The 21,551-nt window shown below is 71.1% G+C and carries 17 protein-coding genes; 11 read left to right on the plus strand and 6 right to left on the minus strand.

Translation table 11 applies throughout. From position 1 onward, the window contains the following. Positions 1–261 precede the first annotated feature (261 nt). Complete coding sequence (locus AB0F81_RS41775) at positions 262–432, plus strand: hypothetical protein (protein ID WP_360207703.1); 171 nt, start codon at positions 262–264, stop codon at positions 430–432. 361 nt (positions 433–793) lie between these two features. Here the strand turns inward: AB0F81_RS41775 and rraA are convergent, their stop codons facing one another. The 3 genes from rraA to AB0F81_RS41790 are packed head-to-tail and all read right to left on the minus strand — an operon-like array spanning position 794 to position 3,091. After that, the gene (gene rraA, locus AB0F81_RS41780) at positions 794–1,261 is read right to left on the minus strand and encodes a ribonuclease E activity regulator RraA (protein WP_360207706.1); all 468 of its coding nucleotides are present in this window, start codon (positions 1,259–1,261) and stop codon (positions 794–796) included. Next, entirely contained in the window at positions 1,254–2,384 is a 1,131-nt protein-coding gene (locus AB0F81_RS41785) for an MFS transporter (protein WP_360207709.1), read from the minus strand. Before AB0F81_RS41785 ends, rraA begins: the two co-directional genes overlap by 8 nt. A 29-nt stretch (positions 2,385–2,413) precedes the next feature. Next, complete coding sequence (locus AB0F81_RS41790; RefSeq protein ID WP_360207712.1) at positions 2,414–3,091, minus strand: GntR family transcriptional regulator; 678 nt, start codon at positions 3,089–3,091, stop codon at positions 2,414–2,416. A 250-nt stretch (positions 3,092–3,341) separates the two neighbouring features. On the opposite strand from AB0F81_RS41790, the gene AB0F81_RS41795 reads away from it, so the two are divergent. The 10 genes from AB0F81_RS41795 (at position 3,342) to acnA (ending at position 14,983) form a co-directional block, all read left to right on the plus strand. Then, positions 3,342–4,475: an extracellular solute-binding protein gene (locus AB0F81_RS41795; RefSeq protein WP_360207715.1), complete on the plus strand. Its 1,134-nt coding sequence runs from the start codon at positions 3,342–3,344 to the stop codon at positions 4,473–4,475. Positions 4,476–4,486: 11 nt separating this feature from the next. Beyond that, a complete protein-coding gene (locus AB0F81_RS41800) occupies positions 4,487–6,226 on the plus strand; it encodes an iron ABC transporter permease (RefSeq protein ID WP_360207718.1) in 1,740 nt (579 codons plus the stop codon). Beyond that, on the plus strand, positions 6,219–7,343 hold the full coding sequence (locus tag AB0F81_RS41805; protein ID WP_360207720.1) for an ABC transporter ATP-binding protein: 1,125 nt from the start codon (positions 6,219–6,221) through the stop codon (positions 7,341–7,343). Before AB0F81_RS41800 ends, AB0F81_RS41805 begins: the two co-directional genes overlap by 8 nt. A 17-nt stretch (positions 7,344–7,360) precedes the next feature. Continuing rightward, positions 7,361–8,434 (plus strand): isocitrate/isopropylmalate dehydrogenase family protein, encoded by a 1,074-nt coding sequence (locus tag AB0F81_RS41810; RefSeq protein WP_360207723.1) that lies wholly within the window; start codon positions 7,361–7,363, stop codon positions 8,432–8,434. 71 nt (positions 8,435–8,505) lie between these two features. Next, on the plus strand, positions 8,506–9,183 hold the full coding sequence (locus AB0F81_RS41815; protein WP_360207726.1) for an aspartate/glutamate racemase family protein: 678 nt from the start codon (positions 8,506–8,508) through the stop codon (positions 9,181–9,183). Next, positions 9,180–10,424 (plus strand): 3-oxo-tetronate kinase, encoded by a 1,245-nt coding sequence (gene otnK, locus AB0F81_RS41820; protein ID WP_360207729.1) that lies wholly within the window; start codon positions 9,180–9,182, stop codon positions 10,422–10,424. Before AB0F81_RS41815 ends, otnK begins: the two co-directional genes overlap by 4 nt. Further along, positions 10,421–11,044, plus strand: coding sequence for a 3-oxo-tetronate 4-phosphate decarboxylase (gene otnC, locus AB0F81_RS41825; RefSeq protein ID WP_360207731.1), 624 nt, complete (start codon positions 10,421–10,423; stop codon positions 11,042–11,044). The genes otnK and otnC overlap by 4 nt, the downstream gene beginning before the upstream one ends. Beyond that, positions 11,041–12,102 (plus strand): Ldh family oxidoreductase, encoded by a 1,062-nt coding sequence (locus AB0F81_RS41830; protein ID WP_360207734.1) that lies wholly within the window; start codon positions 11,041–11,043, stop codon positions 12,100–12,102. Before otnC ends, AB0F81_RS41830 begins: the two co-directional genes overlap by 4 nt. Continuing rightward, the gene (locus AB0F81_RS41835; RefSeq protein ID WP_360207737.1) at positions 12,102–12,416 is read left to right on the plus strand and encodes a putative quinol monooxygenase; all 315 of its coding nucleotides are present in this window, start codon (positions 12,102–12,104) and stop codon (positions 12,414–12,416) included. Before AB0F81_RS41830 ends, AB0F81_RS41835 begins: the two co-directional genes overlap by 1 nt. Continuing rightward, positions 12,413–14,983, plus strand: a complete 2,571-nt coding sequence (gene acnA / locus AB0F81_RS41840; protein WP_360207740.1) for an aconitate hydratase AcnA — start codon at positions 12,413–12,415, stop codon at positions 14,981–14,983. The genes AB0F81_RS41835 and acnA overlap by 4 nt, the downstream gene beginning before the upstream one ends. 206 nt (positions 14,984–15,189) lie before the next feature. On the opposite strand, the gene AB0F81_RS41845 is transcribed toward acnA, so the two are convergent. From AB0F81_RS41845 to AB0F81_RS41855, 3 genes are all read right to left on the minus strand, one after another. After that, positions 15,190–15,420: a hypothetical protein gene (locus AB0F81_RS41845; protein WP_360207743.1), complete on the minus strand. Its 231-nt coding sequence runs from the start codon at positions 15,418–15,420 to the stop codon at positions 15,190–15,192. Positions 15,421–15,447: 27 nt separating this feature from the next. Beyond that, complete coding sequence (locus AB0F81_RS41850) at positions 15,448–15,876, minus strand: hypothetical protein (protein ID WP_360207745.1); 429 nt, start codon at positions 15,874–15,876, stop codon at positions 15,448–15,450. A 155-nt stretch (positions 15,877–16,031) separates the two neighbouring features. After that, positions 16,032–21,530, minus strand: a complete 5,499-nt coding sequence (locus tag AB0F81_RS41855; RefSeq protein ID WP_360207748.1) for a PQQ-binding-like beta-propeller repeat protein — start codon at positions 21,528–21,530, stop codon at positions 16,032–16,034. Between the last annotated feature and the right edge of the window lie 21 nt (positions 21,531–21,551).

Genomic DNA, 21,551 nt, shown 5'->3' on the forward strand with positions numbered 1-21,551 from the left:
ACCCCGAACGAGATCAGCGTCCGCGAACTGAGGCTGGCGCTCGCCGCCACCCTCAACAACGTCACCGTGCGCGGTCGGATCATCTACGTGACCAACCACGGCCGCCGGATCGCCGCGATCGTGCCGGTCCCCGTAGCCGAGCAGAGCGAGCAGGCGCAAGGCTAGGACACTGCCCGGGCCTTGACGGCCCTCCCAGCACGGGCCTTCACCCCCGGCCTAGAAGGCCGGAGCACTGGCCCGCATCCCGGTAGCCGACGAGCCATGCGCGAGCAGCGGCAGGTGGGACGTGGCGATCCGGTGGTGATCGGCTGTTCCGAATGGCTTGTCTCTACCCGTGCTGACCAGTGCTTTTCCGTCCACGGCGGTGTGATCGTCTCTACCACCACTTCCCGGAGATCGGCGGGCTGGCTCGCCAAAACCGTGGAAGCCTGAGTCCGTACTGGGATCACGTTGCTGTTGCAGGTCGACTCACGGGCAGACCCGCGACAAGGGCAAGCTCTCCAGCGGGAGCGGCCTGTGGACCCGACGATTCTGGCTCGAAAGCGATCGCCGAGGTCGTAACCCCGGCGAACATCTCCTCGTGCCTTGATTGGTGCACGAGGAACCCGTCCGGTAAGAGTTCACCCGGACGGGTTCCTCGTTTCATGGATTTGGCCGCTGTATCTGCTCTACCAACCCGTGCTGCCCGACGAGGCGTCTGGACAGCCGGCAAGCCCCCAGCGGCTGCGCCGGTGGTGTCGTTGATGGTGCCTCGCCAGTCGGGCAGCAGTCAGGTGCCGGTGGTGTAACCACCTCAGTGGGGCAGGACGACGATGCCGTCGTCGTCGCTGACCACCTCGGCGCCGGGGACGAAGCTGCAGCCGCCGAACTCGAGCACGACGTCGCGGTCGCCGGCGCCGGTCTTGGTGCTCTTGCGCGGGTTGGAGCCGAGTGCCTTGATGCCGATCGGCAGTTCCCGCAGTGCGGCCACGTCCCGGACGGCGCCGTTGATGATGACGCCGGCCCAGCCGTTGCTCACGGCGAGGCCGCCGATGACGTCGCCCATCAGCGCGCGGTGCACCGAGCCGCCACCGTCGACCACCAGCACCCGGCCTTTGCCGGGTTCGCTGAGCACGGACTTGAGTAGCGCGTTGTCCTCGAAGCAGGCGACGGTCACCGCCGGGCCGCGGAAGACGGCGGCGCCGCCGTACTGCCGCAGCTGGGTGTCGCATGAGCCGAGCTTGTCGCCGTACTCGTCGTACAGATCGGCGGTGTTAGTCATGGTCGTTCCTTTCGTCGTGGTGAAGGTTGCCGGCGGCGACGGCCGCGCCGGCGAGGCCGGCGGCCGTGAGAGCCAGGACGCCGGCGGCGCCGGTGCCGACGGCCAGCGCGCCGGCGGTGCTGGGGATCAGGACCTGGCCGAGCCGGTTGCCGGTCAGGCGCAGCGACATCGCCCGCCCGCGGGCGCCGGGTGGTGCGGATTCGGCCAGGAAGGACATGGTGAGTGGCTGTCCGGCGCCGAGACCGAGGCCGGTGAGCACCACGATCACCGCCATCAGCCACAGCGGCATCGGGATGAGGATGATGGCCATGCCCGCCGCGGCCAGGGTGACGGTGCCGACCAGCAGCCGCCGGCGGCCGACGGCGGCGGCCAGCCGGCCCAGGAAGAGCCGGGAGGTCATCGATGCCAGGGCGCGCAGGGTCAGTAGCAGGCCGATGGCGCCGGCGGCGATGCCGCGTTCGGCGCCGAGCGCGGGCAGGTAGACCAGGGTGATGTCGACGGCGGCGAGCACGATGCAGCTGACCGCCAGGGCGCGTACGAGTCCTGGCCGGCGCAGCAGGTCGGCGAATCCTCCGGTGTCCGGGCCGGCGGGCCGGCGGTGGTGCCCGGAGGGGCGCATGAACATCGCGGCGGCCAGCAGCGGGATGGTCAGAGCCAGGGCGCCGAGGAAGATGGCGTGGGTGTCGGGAACGGTCCGTTCGCCGCCGAAGACCACGATCAGCCCGGGTCCGAGCGCCTGCCCGAGCGAGGCCGCGAAGGTGTAGTAGCCGAACGCGGTGTCGTACCTGCCGGGCGGGGTGTTGTTGGCGACCAGGGCCTGCTGGCCGACCACGGAGCAGAGATGTCCGGTGCCCAGCAGCATGGTCGCGGCGATCAGCCCGGCGACCGAGTCACCGAGGCCGACGAACGCCGCGGCGGCGGCGGTCAGCAGCGCTGGGCCGGCGATCAGCACGCGTCGTTCGCCGAACCGGTCGACGGCCTGGCCGGACGGCGCTGCCAGCAGCAGGGGGACGATGGCGAAGCTGGCGCCGAGCACGCCGAGCCAGGCGGCCGGCACGGCCAGATCGAGGGCCTGGTAGGTGGCGGCCGGGCGCAGCACGAAGGTGACGGCCTGGACCAGCACCGTGTGCGCGAGCAGCAGGGCGGTCTGGTTCAGGAGTTCGCCTCCAGCTTTCCGGCGTTGAGCCGGGTGGCGGCTTTGGCGCCCAGGCTGGTGTCGATGTGCCGGCGCATCACGTCCGCGGCGCCGGCGGCGTCGCGGTTGATGACGCATTCCAGCAGTTCGCGGTGCTCGGCTGCTTTGATGTCGCGTTCTTCCTGGGTGCGTTCGACCTCCAGGCCGAGGCGCCGGTACCGGTCGGCCTTGTCCCAGAGGGCGTCGAGGGTGCTGATCAGGATCTCGTTGTGCGAGGCGGTGTAGATGGCGGTGTGGAACCGCCGGTGTGCCACCAGGTCGACGAAGCTCGGGTTGTGCAGCAGCGGGTGCAGGCCCTCGATGGCTTCGCGGATCTCGCGGATGTCGGAGGTGCTGCGCCGCTCGGCGGCCAGCGCGGCGGCGAGCGGGTCGAGCGACATGCGGATCTCGAGCAGGTCGCGGGCCTCCTCGCCGGTCAGCGGGGTGACCCGGGCGTCGCGGTGGGCGTCGAGCTCGACCAGGCCCTCGGACTTGAGCCGGCGCAGGGCCTCGCGCAGCGGCGTGGTGCTGATGCCGATCTCGCGGGCGAGCAACGCCTGGTTCAGGACCGTGCCGGGCTCGTACTCGCCGGTCAGTATCAGCTCGCGCAGCCGGCTGTAGGCGAAGTCGCTCTTGGTGGAGTAAGGCTCCGTCATGCACCCTCCCGAGGTCGCTTATAACCTACACGATCGCGGACTCTTCTGGTCTCCCTCAGGGCGAATCGCGGTCACCTCACCTCGTAGGCGGCGGGCAGATGGCAAGCTGCTACTCGACGTTTTGCCCGGTTATCGCGCCTCGCACTTGAAGAATCTTCAGCCGAGAGGTTGACGGCTATAGGTTATAACCTCCATGGTGGGTGGCGTTCCCCACAGCGATGTTTCCTCCGCATCAAGGAGCCGTGAACTTTTGTCCAGACGACTGATCGCTTCCTTGCTCGCCCTCACCACCGCCGCCGCGCTGACCGCCTGCGGCGGCGCCGACGAACCCGCCGCACCGCCGAACCAGATTGCCGAGGGCACGGCCCCGGACTACTACCCCGCGGAGTACGCCCAGCTCATCGAGGCGTCCAAGGGCGAGGGTGGCGAGTTGACCATCTACTCCAACACCGACCAGGAGAACTGGGCGCCGATCTTCCGCGACTTCAAGAAGAAGTACCCGTGGGTCACCAAGATCTCGGCCAACAACCTGGACAGCGACGAGGTCTTCCAGCGCGTCCTCAGTGAGCAGGCCACCGGCAACTCTCCCGCCGACATCCTGGTCTCCAATGCCGCGCAGGCCTGGGCCGAGTACAACGAGGACGGCAAGGACCGGCTGCTCGCCTACGAGTCTCCGGAGCTCGCGAAGCTGCCCGAGTTCGCGAAGCTGATGCCGAACGTCTACGCGATGTCGATGGACCCGATGACCATCGCCTACAACACCCAGCTGGTCCCCGAGGCGCCGACCGGTCTGGCCAGCCTCGCTGCGCTGGTCAACAAGGACCGCAAGAAGTTCGAGAACAAGATCACCACCCGGGACGTCAAGGGCGCCTTCGGGTTCACCGTGTCGCACGCGTTCACCGAGGCCGACCCCAACGCGTGGAACAACCTGCAGCAGCTGCTGCCGCTGGCCCGCCCGGAGACCTCGTCGGGCACCCAGACCGAGAAGATCCTCGCCGGGGAGTACCTGGTCGGCTTCTTCATCTCCGCCGCACCCGCCTACCCGGTGGTCAAGAACAGCGGCGGGCTGTTCCAGGTCACCTTCCTCGACGACGGCACCACCGTGCTGCCCCGCGGCATCGGCATCGCCCCGAAGGCGCCGCACGCCGCCACCGCGAAGCTGTTCACCGACTTCGTGCTCTCCTCCGAGGGGCAGCGGGCGGTCGCCGAAGGCGGGCTGACCTCCTACCGCGAGGACGTGCCCCAGGCCGAGGGCCTGCACACCTATCAGGAAGTCGTCCAGAAGGTCGGCGAGGACAAGGTCATCCGCGTCGACTACAAGCTCGTGCCCGACGCCGACGTCCAGCAGTTCACCGACCGCTGGAACGGCCTGCTGGCTCAGTGAGCGGAGTTCACATGTCAACCGCAACCGCGCCGGCGCTGACACCACCGCGCTACCGGCGATTCCTCGGCGCCGGCCGGGAGCTCTGGGTCCAGTACGCCGTCCTGGCACTGCTCGCCCTGCTCGTACTCGCCCCCGTCGTGCCCACCCTCTACCAGTCGGTCCTGGACCGCCCGCTGTACGAGGCCGGCGGCGTCCTGACCGCTGACAACTACGTGCGGCTGTTCACCGACGCCGGTTTCGGCACGGTCATCCTCAACACCGCGCTGTTCGCCGTCGGCACGACCGTGCTCACCCTGGTCATCGCCGTCCCGATGGCGATCGCCGTGGTCCGCACCAAACTGCCCGGCGCCCGGTTCTTCGCCGCCGCGATGCAGTGGCCGTTCTTCATCTCCTCGCTGATCCTCGGCTTCGGCTGGATCACCCTGTACGGCCCGGCCGGGTTCGTCAGCACCGAGGTGCGCACCTGGATCGGCACCGTGCCGTGGAACCTCTACTCGATCCCCGGCATGGCGGTCACCGAGGCCGTCGCGCTCGCCCCGATCGCGTACGTCTTCTGCGCCAACGCCCTGCGCCAGTCGGACGCCTCCCTGGAGTCCGCCGCGCAGGTGTGCGGCGCCAAGCCGCTGCGCATCCTGTTCTCGGTGATCGTGCCGATGCTGCGCCCGCCGATGGTCTACAGCTCGATCCTGGTGTTCAGCATGTCCGTCGAGACGCTCAGCGTCCCGCTGCTCTACGGCCAGCCGGTCGGCATCTCGGTGTTCTCCACCTTCCTGTACAGCAACGGCCTGCAATCGATCGACCCGGACTACGGGATCCTCGGAGCGGCGTCCGCGCTGATCCTGGTGGTCACCGTCGGCCTGGTCGCCGTGCAGGCCAAGCTGCTCAAGGACGCCCAGCGATTCGTGTCCGTCCGCGGCAAGGCCACCCGCCCGCGCCGGCTCGACCTGGGCTGGCTCAACTGGGTCAGCATCGTCGCCATCGGCATCTACGTGATCTTCGGGGCGCTGCTGCCGATCCTCGGGCTGATCTTCCGCTCGTTCACGCTGATCTTCACGCCGCTGCAGTCACCGTTCAAGACGCTCACCGGCGCCAACTACGAACGGATCTTCACCTTCGAGGCGTACACCCGCTCGATCGTCAACAGCCTGATCGTCGCCGCGGTCGGCGCCGTCCTGGTCAGCGCACTGTCCGTGCTGGCCGTCATCGTCGCCCGCCGCTCGAACTTCCGGTTCCGCCGCGCCGTGGAGTACCTGTCCCTGGCGCCGCAGGCGATGCCCGGCATCATCATCGGCATCGGCCTGTTCTGGGCCTTCGCCTACGCACCGTTCGGCGCCGGCAGCCTGATCCAGGGCACCCTGTTCGCGCTGGTCATCGGCTTCGGCCTGCGGGCACTGCCCAGCGGATTCGGCTCGATCGCCCCGTCGGTGATGCAGCTCGGCGCGGAACTCGACAACGCGGCCCGGGTCTCCGGCGCGGACTGGCTGCGCACCTTCACCCGGATCCTCGGGCGGCTCATGGTGCCCGCCTTCGCCGGCGCCATGATCCTCACGTTCGTCACGATGCTCAAGGAGTACTCGCCGGCGATCTTCCTCGGCTCCGCCGACTCCAACATCCTCGGCACCACGATGCTCGAGCTCTGGGTCCAGGGCAACACCGGCTCCGTCGCCGCCCTCGCGACCATCCAGATCGTCATCACCGCCGTCTTCGTCGGCGTGGCCGGGCTGCTCATGAAGGGACACCGCGATGCCTGACGTCACCGTCAGCCACCTGTTCAAGAAGTTCGGCGACGTCACTGTGCTGCACGAGGTCGACTTCACCATCCGCGACGGCGAGTTCTTCACCCTGCTGGGCCCGAGCGGCTGCGGCAAGTCCACGACGCTGAACTGCATCGCGGGTCTGGAACAACCGACCGGCGGCCGGATCGCCGTCGGCGACACCACCTTCGTCGACACCGCCACCAAGACGTTCCGTACGCCCGAGGAACGCAACCTCGGCATGGTCTTCCAGTCGTACGCGCTGTGGCCGCACATGACCGTCGCCGCGAACCTGGCCATGCCGCTGACCATCCGCAAGGCGAGCAAGAAGGACAAGCAGGACCGCATCGCCGACGCCCTCGACAAGGTCGGCCTGGCGCACCTGGCCGACCGCTACCCGCACCAGCTCTCCGGCGGCCAGCAGCAGCGCGTCGCGCTGGCCCGGGCCCTGGTCTACTCGCCGTCGGTGCTGCTGCTCGACGAGCCGCTGTCCAACCTCGACGCGAAACTGCGTGAACAGGCCCGCGCCTGGCTCAAGCGGCTGCAGGAGGAACTGGGCATCACCACCGTCTACGTCACCCACGACCAGGACGAGGCCCTCGCCCTCAGCGACCGGATCGCGGTCATGTCCGAAGGGCGCATGCTGCAGATCGGCACACCGAAGGAAATCTACGAAGCCCCCGCCGCGCCGGAGGTGGCCGCTTTCGTCGGCCGCTGCAACTTCCTGCTCGGCCGCGTCGAGGACACCAGCGACGGGCGCAGCCGCATCCGCCTCGACGCCAGCGGCGACGTGATCACCGTCGACAGCGACCAGCCGGTCACCACCGGCCAGGACGTCACCGTCGCCATCCGGCCCGAGCGACTGACCGTGCTGCCGCCGGGTGAGACGGCTACCGGCAACTGCCTCACCACCGACATCCTGACCAGCTCCTACGTCGGCGCCCGCTACGAGTACGACCTCAAGCTCGGCAACCACGTGGTCCAGGTCCAGAGCACCGAGTCCGGCCTGACCGGCACCGTCTGCCTGACCTTCGCGCCCGGTGCCGCCCTGCTCTATCCCAAGGCCGTGGTGCCCGACGCCGAAGCCGCCGAACTGCTGACCATCCCCTCCTGAAAGCGAGACCAGCACCCATGACCAGCTACACCCTCGGGGTCCTGCACGGCGACGGCATCGGACCGGAGATTGTTCCGTCGTCGGTGACGGTCCTCGACGCGGCCATCGACGCTGCCGGCCTCGCCCCCATCGACTGGATCGAACTACCGCTCGGAGCCTCCGCCATCGCCGAGCACGACACCGCCGTGCCGGAGTCGACGCTGGCGGCCCTCGCCGGGCTCGACGGGTGGCTGCTCGGCCCGCACGACAGCGCCGCCTACCCGGAGCCGCACCGTTCGAAGCTCAACCCCAGCGGCACCATCCGCAAACACTTCGACCTGTACGCCAACATCCGCCCCGCCAAGTCCTTCGACGGCGGCAACGCGGTCGTCCCCGGCACCGACCTGGTCATCGTGCGGGAGAACACCCAGGGCTTCTACGCCGACCGGTCCACCTACGCCGGCACCGGCGAGTTCATGCCGTCTCCGGACGTCGCCATCGCGATGGGCATCATCACCCGCCCCGCGGTCGAGCGCATCGCCCGCTCGGCGTTCGAACTCGCCATGCGCCGCGACAAGCGGGTCACGATCGTGCACAAGGCCAACGTGCTGAAGATGACGACCGGCATGTTCCGCGACGTGTGCCGTGCGGTCGCTGCCGACTACCCGCAAGTGTCCGTCGACGACTTCCACATCGACGCCATGACCGTGCACCTGGTGCGCCGCGCCGACGCGTTCGACGTGATCGTCACCGAGAACATGTTCGGCGACATCCTGTCCGACCTGGCCGGCGAGATCGCCGGTTCGCTCGGCATCGCCCCGTCGATCAACTCGTCCGACACCCACGCCATGGCCCAGGCCGCCCACGGATCGGCGCCCGACATCGCCGGCCGCGACATCGCCAACCCGATCGCCATGATCCTGTCCAGCGCGATGCTGCTCGACTGGCTGGCCGCCAAGCACGACGACGAGAAGCTGCGCGACGCCGCCCGCCGCGTCGAGGCGGGCGTCGCCGCGGCCGTCGCCGCCGGTGTCAGCACCCGCGACCTCGGCGGCACTGCCACCACCAGCGGTTTCACCACGGCGGTCGTCGACGCGATCCGCGCCGCCTGACGATCCTCCCACCGCCCGGCGGCGCCTGCCCCCAGCGGCGCCGCCGGAGCCGGCCTGTCGAAAGGACACCCGTGGGCACCAGCCAGCCCGTCGTCGCCCTCATCCACGCCACCCCGGCGTCCATCGGCCCCGCACACGCCGCCTTCGCCGCCGACTTTCCCACAGCGAGCCTCTGGAATCTGCTCGACGACCTGCTCATCAGCCAGGCCGAACAGGCCGGCGGCCTGACCGCCGGCCTGCACCGGCGGATGCAGACCCTGATCCGGTACGCCGTCGACGGCGGCGCCGACGCCGTCCTGCTCACCTGCTCGATGTACGGGCCGGTCGCGCACGAGCTCGCCGCCACCGTCGCGGTGCCGGTCCTCGCGTCCGACCAGGCGCTGTTCGACGACGTCGCCGCCCGCGACGCGAAGCGGATCAGCGTGCTCGGCCCGGTGCGTGCCGGGGCCGACGACACCGCCGCCCGGCTGCGTGCCCATCTCGGCGACGGCCCGCGGATCACCGCCGGCGTCGTCGAGGGCGCCCGCGCCGCGACCACCGCCGGCGACCCCGAAGCCCTCGATCAGGTCGTCGCCACGGCGGTTCAGGCCGTACCAAAGGATGTTGATCTGATCGTTCTCGGGCAGTTCTCGATCTCACCGGCGCAGGTGGCCGCGCAGCGGGCGGTGTCCGTGCCGGTGCTCAGCCCTCCGCAGCTGGCCGCGCAACGGCTGCGGCGCCACTTCGCCGAGGCGGGAGCGGCGCAGTGATCGGGTGCATCGCCGACGACTACACCGGCGGCACCGACGTCGCCGCCGCCCTGCGCCGCGCCGGGCTGCGCACCACGCTGCTGTTCGGGATCCCACGGCCGGACCTGCGGCTGCCCGCCGACAGCGAAGCGGTCGTCGTGGCCCTCAAGACCCGCACCGTGCCGGCCGCCGACGCCGTCGAGCAGAGCCTGCGCGTGCACGGCTGGCTGCGCCGGCACGGCGCGGGTCAGATCTACTTCAAGTACTGCTCCACGTTCGACTCCACCGACGCCGGCAACATCGGCCCGGTCACCGACGCGCTGCTGGACGCGACCGGCAGCCCGATGACACTGATCTGCCCCGCCTCACCCGGGCACGGGCGCACCGTCTACCAGGGGCACCTGTTCGTCGGTGGCACGCTGCTGTCCGAGTCGCCGATGCGTCATCATCCGCTGACGCCGATGACAGACCCTTCTCTGGTACGGGTGCTGAGCAGGCAGACCTCACGACCGGTGGGTCTGCTGCCGCTGCCGGTCGTGCGCGCCGGACGCGAGGCCGTCGCCGCGCACCTCGAACGACTGCGGGAAGGCGGAATCCGGCACGTCGTCGTCGACGCGACCCAGGACGGCGACCTGCAGACCGTCGCTGCGGCGGCCGAGGATTTCGCGGTGCTGACCGGCGGCGCCGGCCTCGCCGGGGCCCGCGGCGACCTGCTCGCCGGCATCCGGGCGCCCGCGACCCGGCACGACCCGATCACCGGCCCCGGCATCGTGCTGGCGGGCAGCTGCTCCGCGGCCACCCTCGGCCAGGTCGACCGGGCCCGGGCCGAGTTCCCGTCGTACCGGCTGGACCCGGCCGCCACCCCGGACCCGGAGGCCCTGCTCGACAAGGCCGACGCCTGGCTGCGCGCCACCTACGACGGCACCCCGGTCCTCATCTACTCCTCGGCCACCGCCGAGCAGCGTGTGGCGGGCATCGCCGCGATGGGGGAGAAGACCGCGGACATCCTCGAACGCGCCCTCGGCGCCCTCGCGCGCACCGCCGTCGAACTCGGCGCCCGCCGCATCGTCGTGGCCGGCGGCGAGACCTCCGGCGCGGTCGTCGCCGCCCTCGGCGTCGACGCGGTCGTGGTCGGCGACGAAGCCGACCCAGGCGTGCCCTGGTGCGCCACCACCGGCACCCCACCGCTGCGACTGCTGCTCAAATCCGGCAACTTCGGCAGCCCCGACCTGCTCGTCCGCGCGATGAAGGAAACACCATGAGCGACATCCGCCGGCAGATCGCCGACCTCGGCGCCTCCCTGTTCGCCCGCCGCCTGACCTTCGGGCGCACCGGCAACATCAGCGTCCGCGACGGCGACCACATCCTGCTGACGCCCACCGGCGCCAGCCTCGGCACCCTCGACGCGGCCGAACTGTCGGTCATCGACCTCGACGGCGCCCACGTCGACGGGCCGAAACCCTCCAAGGAGGGCTTCCTGCACGCCGCCGTCTACCGGGCCCGGCCCGGCGCGGGCGCGGTCATCCACCTGCACAGCACCTACTCGGTCGCCGTCTCCTGCCTGGCCGACCTCAACCCCGACGACGTGCTGCCGCCGCTGACCGCCTACTACGTGATGCGGGTCGGCCGGCTACCGCTGCTGCCGTACCACGCACCGGGCGACCCGACGCTGCGCGAGACCGCCGAACGCATCGCCCGCGACCACCACGCGTTCCTGCTGGCCAACCACGGCCCGGTCGTGGCCGGCGCCGACCTGGCCGCGGCCGCCGACGCCGTCGAGGAGCTGGAGGAGACCGCCCGGCTGTTCCTGCTGCTCGACGGGCACAAGACCCGCCCACTGACCGAGGAACAGGCCGACCGGCTGCGGGCAGGCCTCCGATGACCACCACCTTGTTCGACACCGAGCGGCTCGTCGACCTCGGCGCGCGGATCCTGGCCGCTGCCGGTGTCCCGGAAACCGACGCCCGGCTGGTCAGCGACAGCCTGGTCACCGCCGACCTGTGGGGCCACACCTCGCACGGCATGCTGCGGCTGCCCTGGTACGTGGCCCGGATCCGCGCAGGCGTCATGGACCCGGTCACCCGGCCGCAAACCGTGGTCGACAGCGGGCCGGTCGCCGTCATCGACGGCCGCGACGGCGTCGGCCAGGTCATCACCGACCACGCCTGCCGCGACGCGGTCACCCGCGCCGCGCAGCACGGCGTCGCCGCCGTCGCCGTACGCAACAGCAACCACTTCGGCACCGCCGCCTACTGGACGCGGACCATGGCCGAGGCCGGCTGCATCGGCATCCTCACCACCAACGGCAGCCCGGCGATGGCCCCGACCGGCGGCCGCGAGAAGAGCGTCGGCGCCAACCCCTGGTCGATCGCCGCGCCCGGCGCCGAGCACGGCCCCGTCGTGCTCGACATCGCCAACACCGGCGTGGCCCGCGGCAAGATCTACGCCGCCCGGGAACGCGGCGAACCGATCCCCGAGGGCTGGGCCGTCGACGCCGAGGGCGTGCCCACCACCGACCCCCAAGCAGCGATCGACGGCGTCCTCGCGCCGATGGCCGGGCACAAGGGCTACGCCATCTCGTTCATGATGGACGTGCTGTCCGGAGTGCTCACCGGCAGCAACTACGCCACCGGCGTGGTCGGCCCGTACGTGCCGGACCGGCGCAGCGGCTGCGGACACCTGGTCATCGCCCTGCGCATCGGCGCCTTCACCGAGCCGGACGGCTTCGCGCAGCGCCTGGACGACCTGATCGGCATCACCAAACAGGTGCCGCTGGCCCGCGACGCCGACGAGATCTTCTACCCCGGCGAGATCGAGAACCGGGCGCAGGACCGGGGCCGGCGCGACGGCGTCGCCCTGACCGCCAAGACCGTCGCCGACCTGCGCGACCTGGCAGCCTCCTGCGCGGTGCCGTTCGACCTGAACGGCGTGGCGGCCTGATGTTTACCGTGATCGTCACCCTCGATGTGCGGCCTGAACGCGTCGACGAGTTCCTTCAGGGCATCGCGGTCAACGCGCGAGCCTCGCTGCGCGACGAGCCCGGCTGCCTGCGCTTCGACGTCCACCGGGTCACCGGCGTACCGAACCGGTTCCTGCTCTACGAGATCTACACCGACGAGCAGGCGTTCCGGCAGGCGCACCGGGCCGCACCGCACTACGCCGACTGGCTGACCGTCGTCGACCGGTGTGTGCTGAACAAGACCAACCTGTACGCCACACCCGTCTTCGACCAGGACATCCCGGAGCGAGCGTGAACTCCTACGACACCCGCTCGACGCTGACCGTCGGCGGCGACACCCACGTCATCCACCGCATCGACGAGCTCGCGCCGGGCGACCTGCCCTACAGCCTGCGGATCCTGCTGGAGAATTTGCTGCGCCACGGCCACCACGACCAGGTCCCGGCCCTGCTGAACTGGGACGGGTCGGGCTCGCCGGCAACGGCGGTGGATCTGCATGCGACGCGGGCGTTCCTGCACGACACCAACGGCGTGCCGACGCTGGTCGACCTGGCCGCGATGCGCGACGCCCTCGCCGGCCTCGGCGGTGACCCGGCCCGGGTCAACCCGCTGATCCCGGCCGAGCTCGTCATCGACCACTCGGTCATCGCCGACGTCTTCGGCAGCCCCGACGCCCGCGACCGCAACGTCGAGATCGAGTACGGCCGCAACGCCGAGCGCTACCGCTTCCTGCGCTGGGGACAGCAGAACCTGCACAACTTCGCCGTCGTCCCGCCCGGCACCGGCATCATGCACCAGGTCAACATCGAATACCTGGCCCGGGTCGTCACCGCCGAGAACGGGCAGGCGTTCCCCGACGTGTGTCTGGGCACCGACTCGCACACCACCATGGTCAACGGGCTCGGCGTGCTCGGCTGGGGGATCGGCGGCATCGAAGCCGAGGCCGTCATGCTCGGCGAATCCCTGTCGATCCCGCTGCCCGACGTCGTCGGCGTCCGCCTGCACGGCGCCCTGCCCGCCGGAAGCACCGCCACCGACCTCGTCCTGACCATCACCGAACTGCTGCGCCGCCACGGCGTCGTCGGCAAGTTCGTCGAGTTCTCCGGCACCGGCGTCGCCGGCATCACCCTCGCCGACCGGGCCACCATCGCCAACATGGCCCCGGAGTTCGGATCTACCTGCGCCTACTTCCCGATCGACGACGAAACCCTGCGCTACCTGCGGTTCACCGGCCGCACGGCCGGGCACGTCGACCTGGTCGAGGCGTACGCCAAAGCCCAAGGCCTCTGGCACGAACCGGACCGCGTCATCGCGTACACCCAAGTCCTTGATCTTGATCTTGGGGTTGTTGTTCCGTCGCTCGCCGGACCCCGCCGGCCGCAGGACCGGGTCGCGCTCACCGATGCCAAGCAGTCCTTCCGCGACGCCACCCGCGACCTGCAACCCGTGACCGGGCCGATCGAGCACGGCCATGTCGCCATCGCCGCGATCACCTCCTGCACCAACACCTCCAACCCGGCCGTGATGGTCACCGCCGGCCTGCTCGCCCGCAACGCCGTCGCCCGCGGCCTGCGCACCAAACCGTGGGTCAAAACCACCCTGTCGCCCGGATCACGGGTGGTCACCGGCTACTACGACCGGGCCGGTCTGACCGAAGCCCTCGACACCCTCGGCTTCAACCTGGCCGGGTACGGCTGCATGACCTGCATCGGCGCGTCCGGCCCGCTGATCCCCGACGTCGCCGCCGCGGTACGCGAACACGACATCAGCGTCGCAGCCGTGCTCTCCGGCAACCGCAACTTCGACGGCCGCATCAACCCCGACGTGCGGATGAACTACCTCGCCTCGCCGCCGCTGGTCGTCGCCTACGCCATCGCCGGGACGATGAACATCGACCTCACCACCGAACCGCTCGGCGACGACCCCTCCGGCCGGCCGGTGTACCTGCGCGAAATCTGGCCGAGCCCGCACGAGGTGCGCGACATCATCGACGCCAGCATCACCCCGCGCCTGTTCACCGACGTCTACGCCGACGTGTTCACCGGCGACGAACGCTGGCAGGCGCTGCCCGTCGCGGCCGGCTCCCGGTTCGCCTGGGACGAGCAGTCGACCTATCTGCGCCGGCCGCCCTACTTCGAGGCTCTTTCTCGGGAACCGGCGCCGCTCACCGACATCCGCGATGCCCGCGTGCTCGTCAAACTCGGTGACTCGATCACCACCGACCACATCTGCCCGGCCGGCGCCATCCCGCTGCACACCCCGGCCGGCCGCTACCTCACCGATCTCGGCGTCGCGCCGTTCGACATCAACACCTACGCGTCGCGGCGCGGCAACCACGAGGTCATGATGCGCGGCACCTTCGCCAACGTGCGGCTGCGCAACCAGCTCGTACCCGACGTCGAAGGCGGCTTCACCCGCCTGGCGGACTCTTCCGCAGTCGTGCCGATCTTCCACGCTGCGATGGCCTACCAGCAGACCGGGACTCCGCTCGTGGTGCTCGCCGGCAAGGACTACGGCACCGGCTCCTCACGGGACTGGGCCGCGAAGGGGCCGGCACTGCTCGGGGTACGTGCCGTGATCGCCGAGTCGTTCGAGCGGATCCACCGGTCCAACCTGATCGGCATGGGCATCCTGCCGCTGCAGTTCCTGCCCGGAGAGTCGGCCGAAACGCTCGGCCTCACCGGCGAGGAACGATACGACATCACCGGGCTCGGCTCCGGCCGCACCGTCACGATCACCGCCGATGCCGTCACATTCACAGCAATCGCGCGACTCGACACCGACCGGGAGGCCGACTACTACCGGCACAACGGCATCATGCCCTACGTCCTCAGGCGCCTGATCGACCAGAACCCGCGCTAAAGGGTTGTCCGGACGAGCCTCCCCGCCCGGACCGTGACGTTGGGATGCCGGACGTGACGGGTGCGCGCTCGGTGACGGCCAGAGCCGGCTCGCGCCCCCCGATGGGCGACGAGGCGTCGGCTTGGAGCTGGGTGCGGACATCGTCGAGGTGATGCTGCGCTTCCTCCGGGAGCGTCGCCCGAGCATCCGTATTCTCGCCATTCCACTCATTCGTCATTCCGCGCGCCGCTCGCGGCGCTCAACAGAATGAAGATCGGCAGCAGGAAGAGGTAGATCGGGAAGGTGTAGGTGCCGGATTCCTGATTGAGGACGTAGATGCCGTAGACGGCGAATCCGGCACCGCCGAGAATGGCGAAGGCGCGCCGCCCGGAGGACAGGCCGGGTAGGAACCCGGCCAGCACCGCGAGAAGCCCGGTGATGATCGCTGCGATTTCCATGGTCGATTCCTGTCTGTGGGTTCCGGGTCAGGCGGCGGCGAAACGCTGCTGCAGGGCACGCCGGCTCAGCCGGGCGCGGCGCAGCGCCGCGACGCTGGAGACGGTCTTGATGGAGTTGCCGAGCACGCCGCCGAGGCCGAAGGCGTCCGCGGCGGAGCCCAGGTCGGTGACCGCGTCGGTGAGGGTGGCAAGGTCGCCTGCCGTGGTCAGCCAGCCGGCGATGCGCTGAACGGCGTCCCGGGTCAGCCGGGGAGAGCCGTCGGTAGGCGGTGCCAGGTAGACCAGATAGGTGCTCGACGCGGAGGTCAGCCAGCAGCCGAACCCCATCTTGGCCCAGTTCATCACCAGGTCGTCGGCCGGTATCTCGAACGCGATGCCATCCGGTCCGGCGAACACCATGCCCTGGTCGGTAGCGACCAGAACCCCACACACAATGGTGGTGTCGTCGAAAATCACTTTTCGTTCCTTGGGGTCCCACCACGCGGGAACCACGATCAATTCTCCCGGCATTTCTTGGCCTCCCGTGAGCCGGTTGGCGACCGATTCCGGCCGCCACCAGAATTCTGCGGCGGCCGGGCACCGGCGAACATCGGGGGAAACCGCGTTCCGGGTCACGGATTTCGGTGACTCGGCGGGTGCGGGGTTTCGATGTTCCCGGCGCGGTCGGTCGCGTAGACGGTGACCTTCCGGCCGGGCGCCACCGTGGTCGGCGCCGTGTACGGCACCCGGCGGCCGTCGACGAGCAGCCACACATCGCGGACGCCGGCGCCGTCGTCGCTCACCCGTACCGTGAGCCGGCCGTCAGCGATCACGGCGATGCTCTTGGGCGGGCGCCGGTCGGCGGCGCCGGTGGCGTCCAGGCGGTCGATCGGCACCTTGTGGCCGGTGCTGCCGGTCACCCGGCCCGCCGCGCTCACATGCAGGCGTACCGTCTGCCCGGCGGTCAGGTTCGTCGGCGGCAGGGCGGATCCGGCGGCGGGGCCGCGCACGATCAGCTCCGCCGTGGTGGCGGCCGGCGCGATCAGCTCGACGTCGTAGCCCCCGCGTCCGCCGGGCAGGGTCAGCCGGGCGTTCCCGGTGCCGGCGATGCCGAGCACGGTGGCGGGCCGGTACGTCGCACCGGGAATGTCGGTGAGCACCGGCCGGGCGCCGTTCCGGTCCCGGGGCGCCGCGCCCAAGACGTGCCCGGCGCTGTCGCGGACGCGTACCCGCACCATCCCGCGGACCACGACGTCGAGGTCGCCGCCGGCGTTCGCCCGGGCCGGCGCGACACGCGTGGCCATGGTCAGCTTCGACAGATCCTCGAGCACCGGGCCGGTGAGCGGGTCGGCGTTCGGCTGGCGGCCGAACGGCAGCCCCAGCGCGGCCAGGTCGCTGTGCCGTGAGGCGCGGCCGCCGAGAATGTCGTTGAGAAGCGTCAGCGAGACGCCGTAGTTGGGCAGGTTGAGGTGGGTCAGCTTGCACGCGTCGGCAGGGCTGCCGGTCATCGCGCCGTTCGCCTGAGCGCAGGCCAGTGGCGTCGTTGAGCCGGTGGGTACCGGCATCGCGGCGCCCGGTAGGACGAACACCCGGTCGTCCAGGGCGTTCACCCGGCCGACGGCGGTCTTGTACGGCACCGTGTTGTCCCCGTCCGCCTCGAGCGGTGTCACCCATCGCGGTGGGTTGGTCGGCAGGCAGTCGGCCGCCACGGCGATCGGATCGAGCGGATTGCAGTTGAGGGCGGGCTCGTTGGTGCGGTGCGCGCCGATCTGCGTCGGTGCCGGCGCGCCCTGCCCGATGACCCGGTAGTGGAAGACCGTCCCGGTGCCGGCGAGGAAGTTGTCCAGCGCGACTCCGCCGGGTTGCCCGGGTGGCTGCCAGAACGCGGCCGCGGCGTCGGCCAGGGCGGTGTTCTTGCTGCGCTGGTGTGTCAGCAGCTCGCCGAAGGTGTCGACGTGGTCGCCAGGGAGATCGATGACGGTCCGGTCCACCCGGTAGCCCCGTACGGTGTCGCCGTCGTCGTCGAACCAGGTGGGCGAGTTGAAGGTCTGGTCGTAGGCGGTCGGCCAGTTCCGCGACAGGCGCTGGGCGCGCCACGGCGCGAGCGAGATGCCCCACCCCGCGTGCTCCAGGATGTTGAAGAAGCCGCTGTTCATGCCGATGCCCCAGTCGTCGCCCATCTCGGCGATCTTGAGGGTCTTGCCGACGCCGCCGAACGCGCCGCCGAAGCTGACCACCTGGTCGGTGAGGTCGGGGCGCTGCAGGTATGCCAGCCGGCTGACCGGGCCGCCCAGGCTGTGCGTGATCACCATGACGCGATCGATCGGCTGTACGCCGGGCAGCGCGGGATTGGTGTCCACCGAGGACACGTCCGGCCGGGCCAGTACGGAGCTGATGAACGTGTTGAGGGCAGTGGCCTGGGCCGGCATCGCGGTGCGCCAGTCGTACGGGAACACGTAGAGACCGTCGGCCCCCGAGCCCAGCGCCCGCGGCCGGGCCAGGCCGCGGGCGTCGATCAGCGGGCGGCCCAGGCTGTCCACCGGTACCACCGAGTTGCCGGGGCCGGTAGCCCCGGTGAGGAACGCGAGCAGGTCCTCGTACACCGGCTCGTTCGGATAGCCGAGCAGGCTGGCCAGTGCCGGGTGCAGGGTGATGGCGCGGAACACCGCGTCCGCGGCGGACGGGCCGATCTGCGGGTTGACCGGGGTGCCCGCCGCGGTGAAGGCGAGCGCGTCGCTGTAGCCGATCCGCGGCGAGACCGCCTGGTGGGGCAGCGGCGGCGCGACGCAGACGATGCCGGTGGCCGCGCACAGCGTGCTCAGCACCGGGCCCAGTGCCAGCTGGCACGCGGACATCTGCGAGCAGAGCGCGAGCAGGGATTCGATTCCGGGTGCGGGGTCGAGGAAGTCCGGCCCGAGCCAGACCCGTGGCCCCCGCGTGTCGTTCGGTCCCGGGTTCACCGGGATCGGTCCGCCGGAGGCGGCCAGCACGCAGTTCCAGCAGAAGCCGGGGAAGGACTGCACCTCGCCGGGGTAGGCGGCGGTGAACGCCGGCCCGTTCAGGGTCAGTGGTGACCCGCTGGTGCCGGAGACGAACACGACCGGGATGTTGAGCCGAGGGGACTGCAGGTAGGCGCGGGCGATCGGGCGGAGCTGCCCGTTCGGCCGGGCCGGCAGGCTGGGGTCGCTGAACCACACGTCGAGGTCGCCCCACCGGTCCCAGGCAGGGGAGGGCCCGCGGTTGAAGACGGCGGTGGCAGTTGCGGCGACGGTGTCGCCGGTGGTCGCCGGCAGCGGCAGCACGGGCACCGTGGCCGCGCCGGTGCGGAACGGCAGCCGCCAGTCCGTTCCGCCAGGCTTGTCCTGGGGCATGACCAGCAGCTCCAGCCCCTTGCCGGTGCCGAAGTACGGGTCCGCCGGCAGGTCACTGGCGGTCATCCGCAACGTCATGCCGCCGGTGACCTGCCATCGCTGAGCGGGAAGGGTCGCGTCGTCGCGGGTCAGGGTGACCACCGGCCGTAGCCGGGTGAACCGGCAGGGCTCGTCGCCGCAGTCGAAGCCCACGCCGGTCGCCCCGATCACGTTGGACTCGGTGCGCAGCGGCTGAGCCGTGTCGGCCACGCCGTCCGGGACGGTCACCGTCAGGAACTCGCGGTCGCCCTCCACGCCTCCACCGGTCACCGTGCCGAACAGCTCCTTGCCGTCCGGAGCCCGGAACACCACGCGGGTGCTGGTCGCCGGGGACAGGTCGAACCCGCGGCCGAAGACCCGGATCCGGTGACCCGGCACCGAACGGCGGTTCCGCGCCTCCAGCGGGGTGGGCAGCACGGTGAACGGTACGGCTGAGCGGCCGGCGCCGGTGACCACGGTGAGCGGGCCATTCCCGGCGAGGTCGGGTACCCGTACGGAAAGAACGCCGAGACCCGTCGTCGGATCGACTCGCCCGCCCACCACCTGGCCCAGAAGGGGCCGATGGCGCTGCGTGTGCGTGAAGTAGACGTGGTTGCCCTGCGGCCGGACCAGATCGAAGCCCTGGCCGTAGACGTCGATGACCTCGCCGGGCCGCTGGCCGTCGGGTTTGCCGGCCGGGCCGCCGCCGAGCTGCCGCACGATCGGCGCCGGCAGCTTCGACAGGTGGTAGCTCGGGTGGCCGGCCTGCTGCACGAGCGCGTTCGCGGCGCCGCCGAAGCCGGGGCCGGCCAGCGACAGGATGCTGGTCTGGCCGCCACTGACCAGGGTGACCGCGATGCGGGTGCCGTCCGGCGACCAGGTCGGCTGGCGGTAGCTCGCGCCGGGCACGCCGAAGGGCGCCACGGCGAAGGTACCCGGCCCGCCGAGCTCAAGACCGGTGATGCCGTTGCCGGACTCGACCGCCAGCCAGCGGCTGTCCGGCGAGAAGACCGGCGCCCGCTCGGCGCAGGAGAGCCTCTCCGACGGTGACACGGTGCGCCGGACCACCTGACGGGTGGCCAGCTGGAGCACCACGATGCTGCCGGCGCCGAAGGCCGGGCACTCGGTCCAGGCCGCCTTCGTGCCGTCCGGCGCGAAGGCGGGATGCGCGGTGCGCAGCGACGGGCCGGTCAGCGAGGCGGCGTCAGCGGCAGCGATGCCCTGCGCGACCGCGAACTGGGCGGCGTCCACCGACGCCGCGCCCGGCAGCAGCCGGAAACGTACGGCGCTCGGCGTGTCGGTGTACCCCAGGTAGGACTTGCGGTCGGGCAGCAGCGACTGCCCGGTGATGTCGTGGAGCGGACTCAGCGCGGCGTCGTGCTGGCTGACGCCGGGCGCGGGATTACCGGTGACCCGGTGGCCGGCGTCGTTGCCGGCGGTGGCGGCGGGGCCGGGCGGGGTGCTCCAGGCCAGGGCGCCGGGATTGCGCGGGAACGACGGCTCCGACTCGCCGCCGGCCCCGGCGAGCGCCACCGTGCGGGCCGGGTCGACGACACCGTAGACCTCGCGCAGGGTGTGCAGGCGGGCGCTGTCGGCGTACGCCAGCTTGAAGGCCGGCTTCTCGTCCACCACCTCGACGCGCGAACCCTGCGGGACGTAGAGGCGTCCCGCGCCGTCGACCGCCGGTGCGGCCACCGGGCCGCCGAGCCGGACCGACCAGGCGAGCTGGTTGCCGTTGGGCGCGGTCGGCCATCGGTACGCGGTGACGCTCTGCGCGACCGGGACGACGATCGTGCCGGCCGCGTCCACGGTGACACCGGACCCGATGGCCGGCACTGCTTTCAGGGTCTGCGTCCACCGCTGCGACCACTGGCCCGGCGAGCCGGTGTGCTCGTATGCCATGACCCGGCTGCCGGCCACCACGGCAAGGCCGCGACCCGGTCCGCGGGCCACGCCGGTGACTGCCGCGCCGACGCTCTCCGACCACAGGACGCCGGCGCAGTCCGGGCTGAGCGAGGTCAGCGCACCGTCGCCGCCGGCGAGCACCGCGTCCTCGACCGGGGTGAGGGTGGTGACGCGCATGCCGAGCGACGGCGATACACCGAGTTCGGCTCCGGTGGCCCGGTCCAGGCAGACGACGGTTGCGCCGCGGATCGCGTAGACCAGCTCGTACTTGTGCTGGTCGGGCATCACCACGCCGCCCTCGGAGAGCGCGATGACCAGGCCGTCCGCCGTACCCGGCGCGGTGGACCAGCCGCTCGCCGGATTCCCCGGCGCCGTCTGGTCACGGCCGTGCACCCCGCCGTCGTCGTCCTGGGCGAAAACCGTGTGCAGGGCCGGACCGCGCAGCCTCGCGATCACCGGCACGCTGACCCCGGCCGGAACCCGTGCGGTCCAGCCGATCGTGCCCGTCTCGGCGTCCAGCACAGCCAGCTCGCCGGAGCCGTCGCCGACCGTCACCCACCGGCGATCGCCGCCGTAGGTCAACGACGGCGTGCTCGCCAGCCGCCCCGGCAGCCGCCGCGTCCACAGCACCGACGCGTCCGAGCCGACGGCGGCCAGCGTGCCGTCGTCGGCGGCCACGAACGCGACCCCGTCAGCCCCGATCGCCGGCTCGCCGCCGACCACACCGGCCGCCTGGTACGGCCACGGCGCGGACAGCACCGTGGGATCGTCCGGGCCGGTGACCACGGTACGGCCGGCGCGGCCGGCGTCGTGTGCCGCGTTCGGCCACGGCAGCACGGGCAGGCCGGCCGGCCGCGG

Source organism: Actinoplanes sp. NPDC024001, assembly GCF_040638955.1.
GTDB lineage: Bacteria > Actinomycetota > Actinomycetes > Mycobacteriales > Micromonosporaceae > Actinoplanes.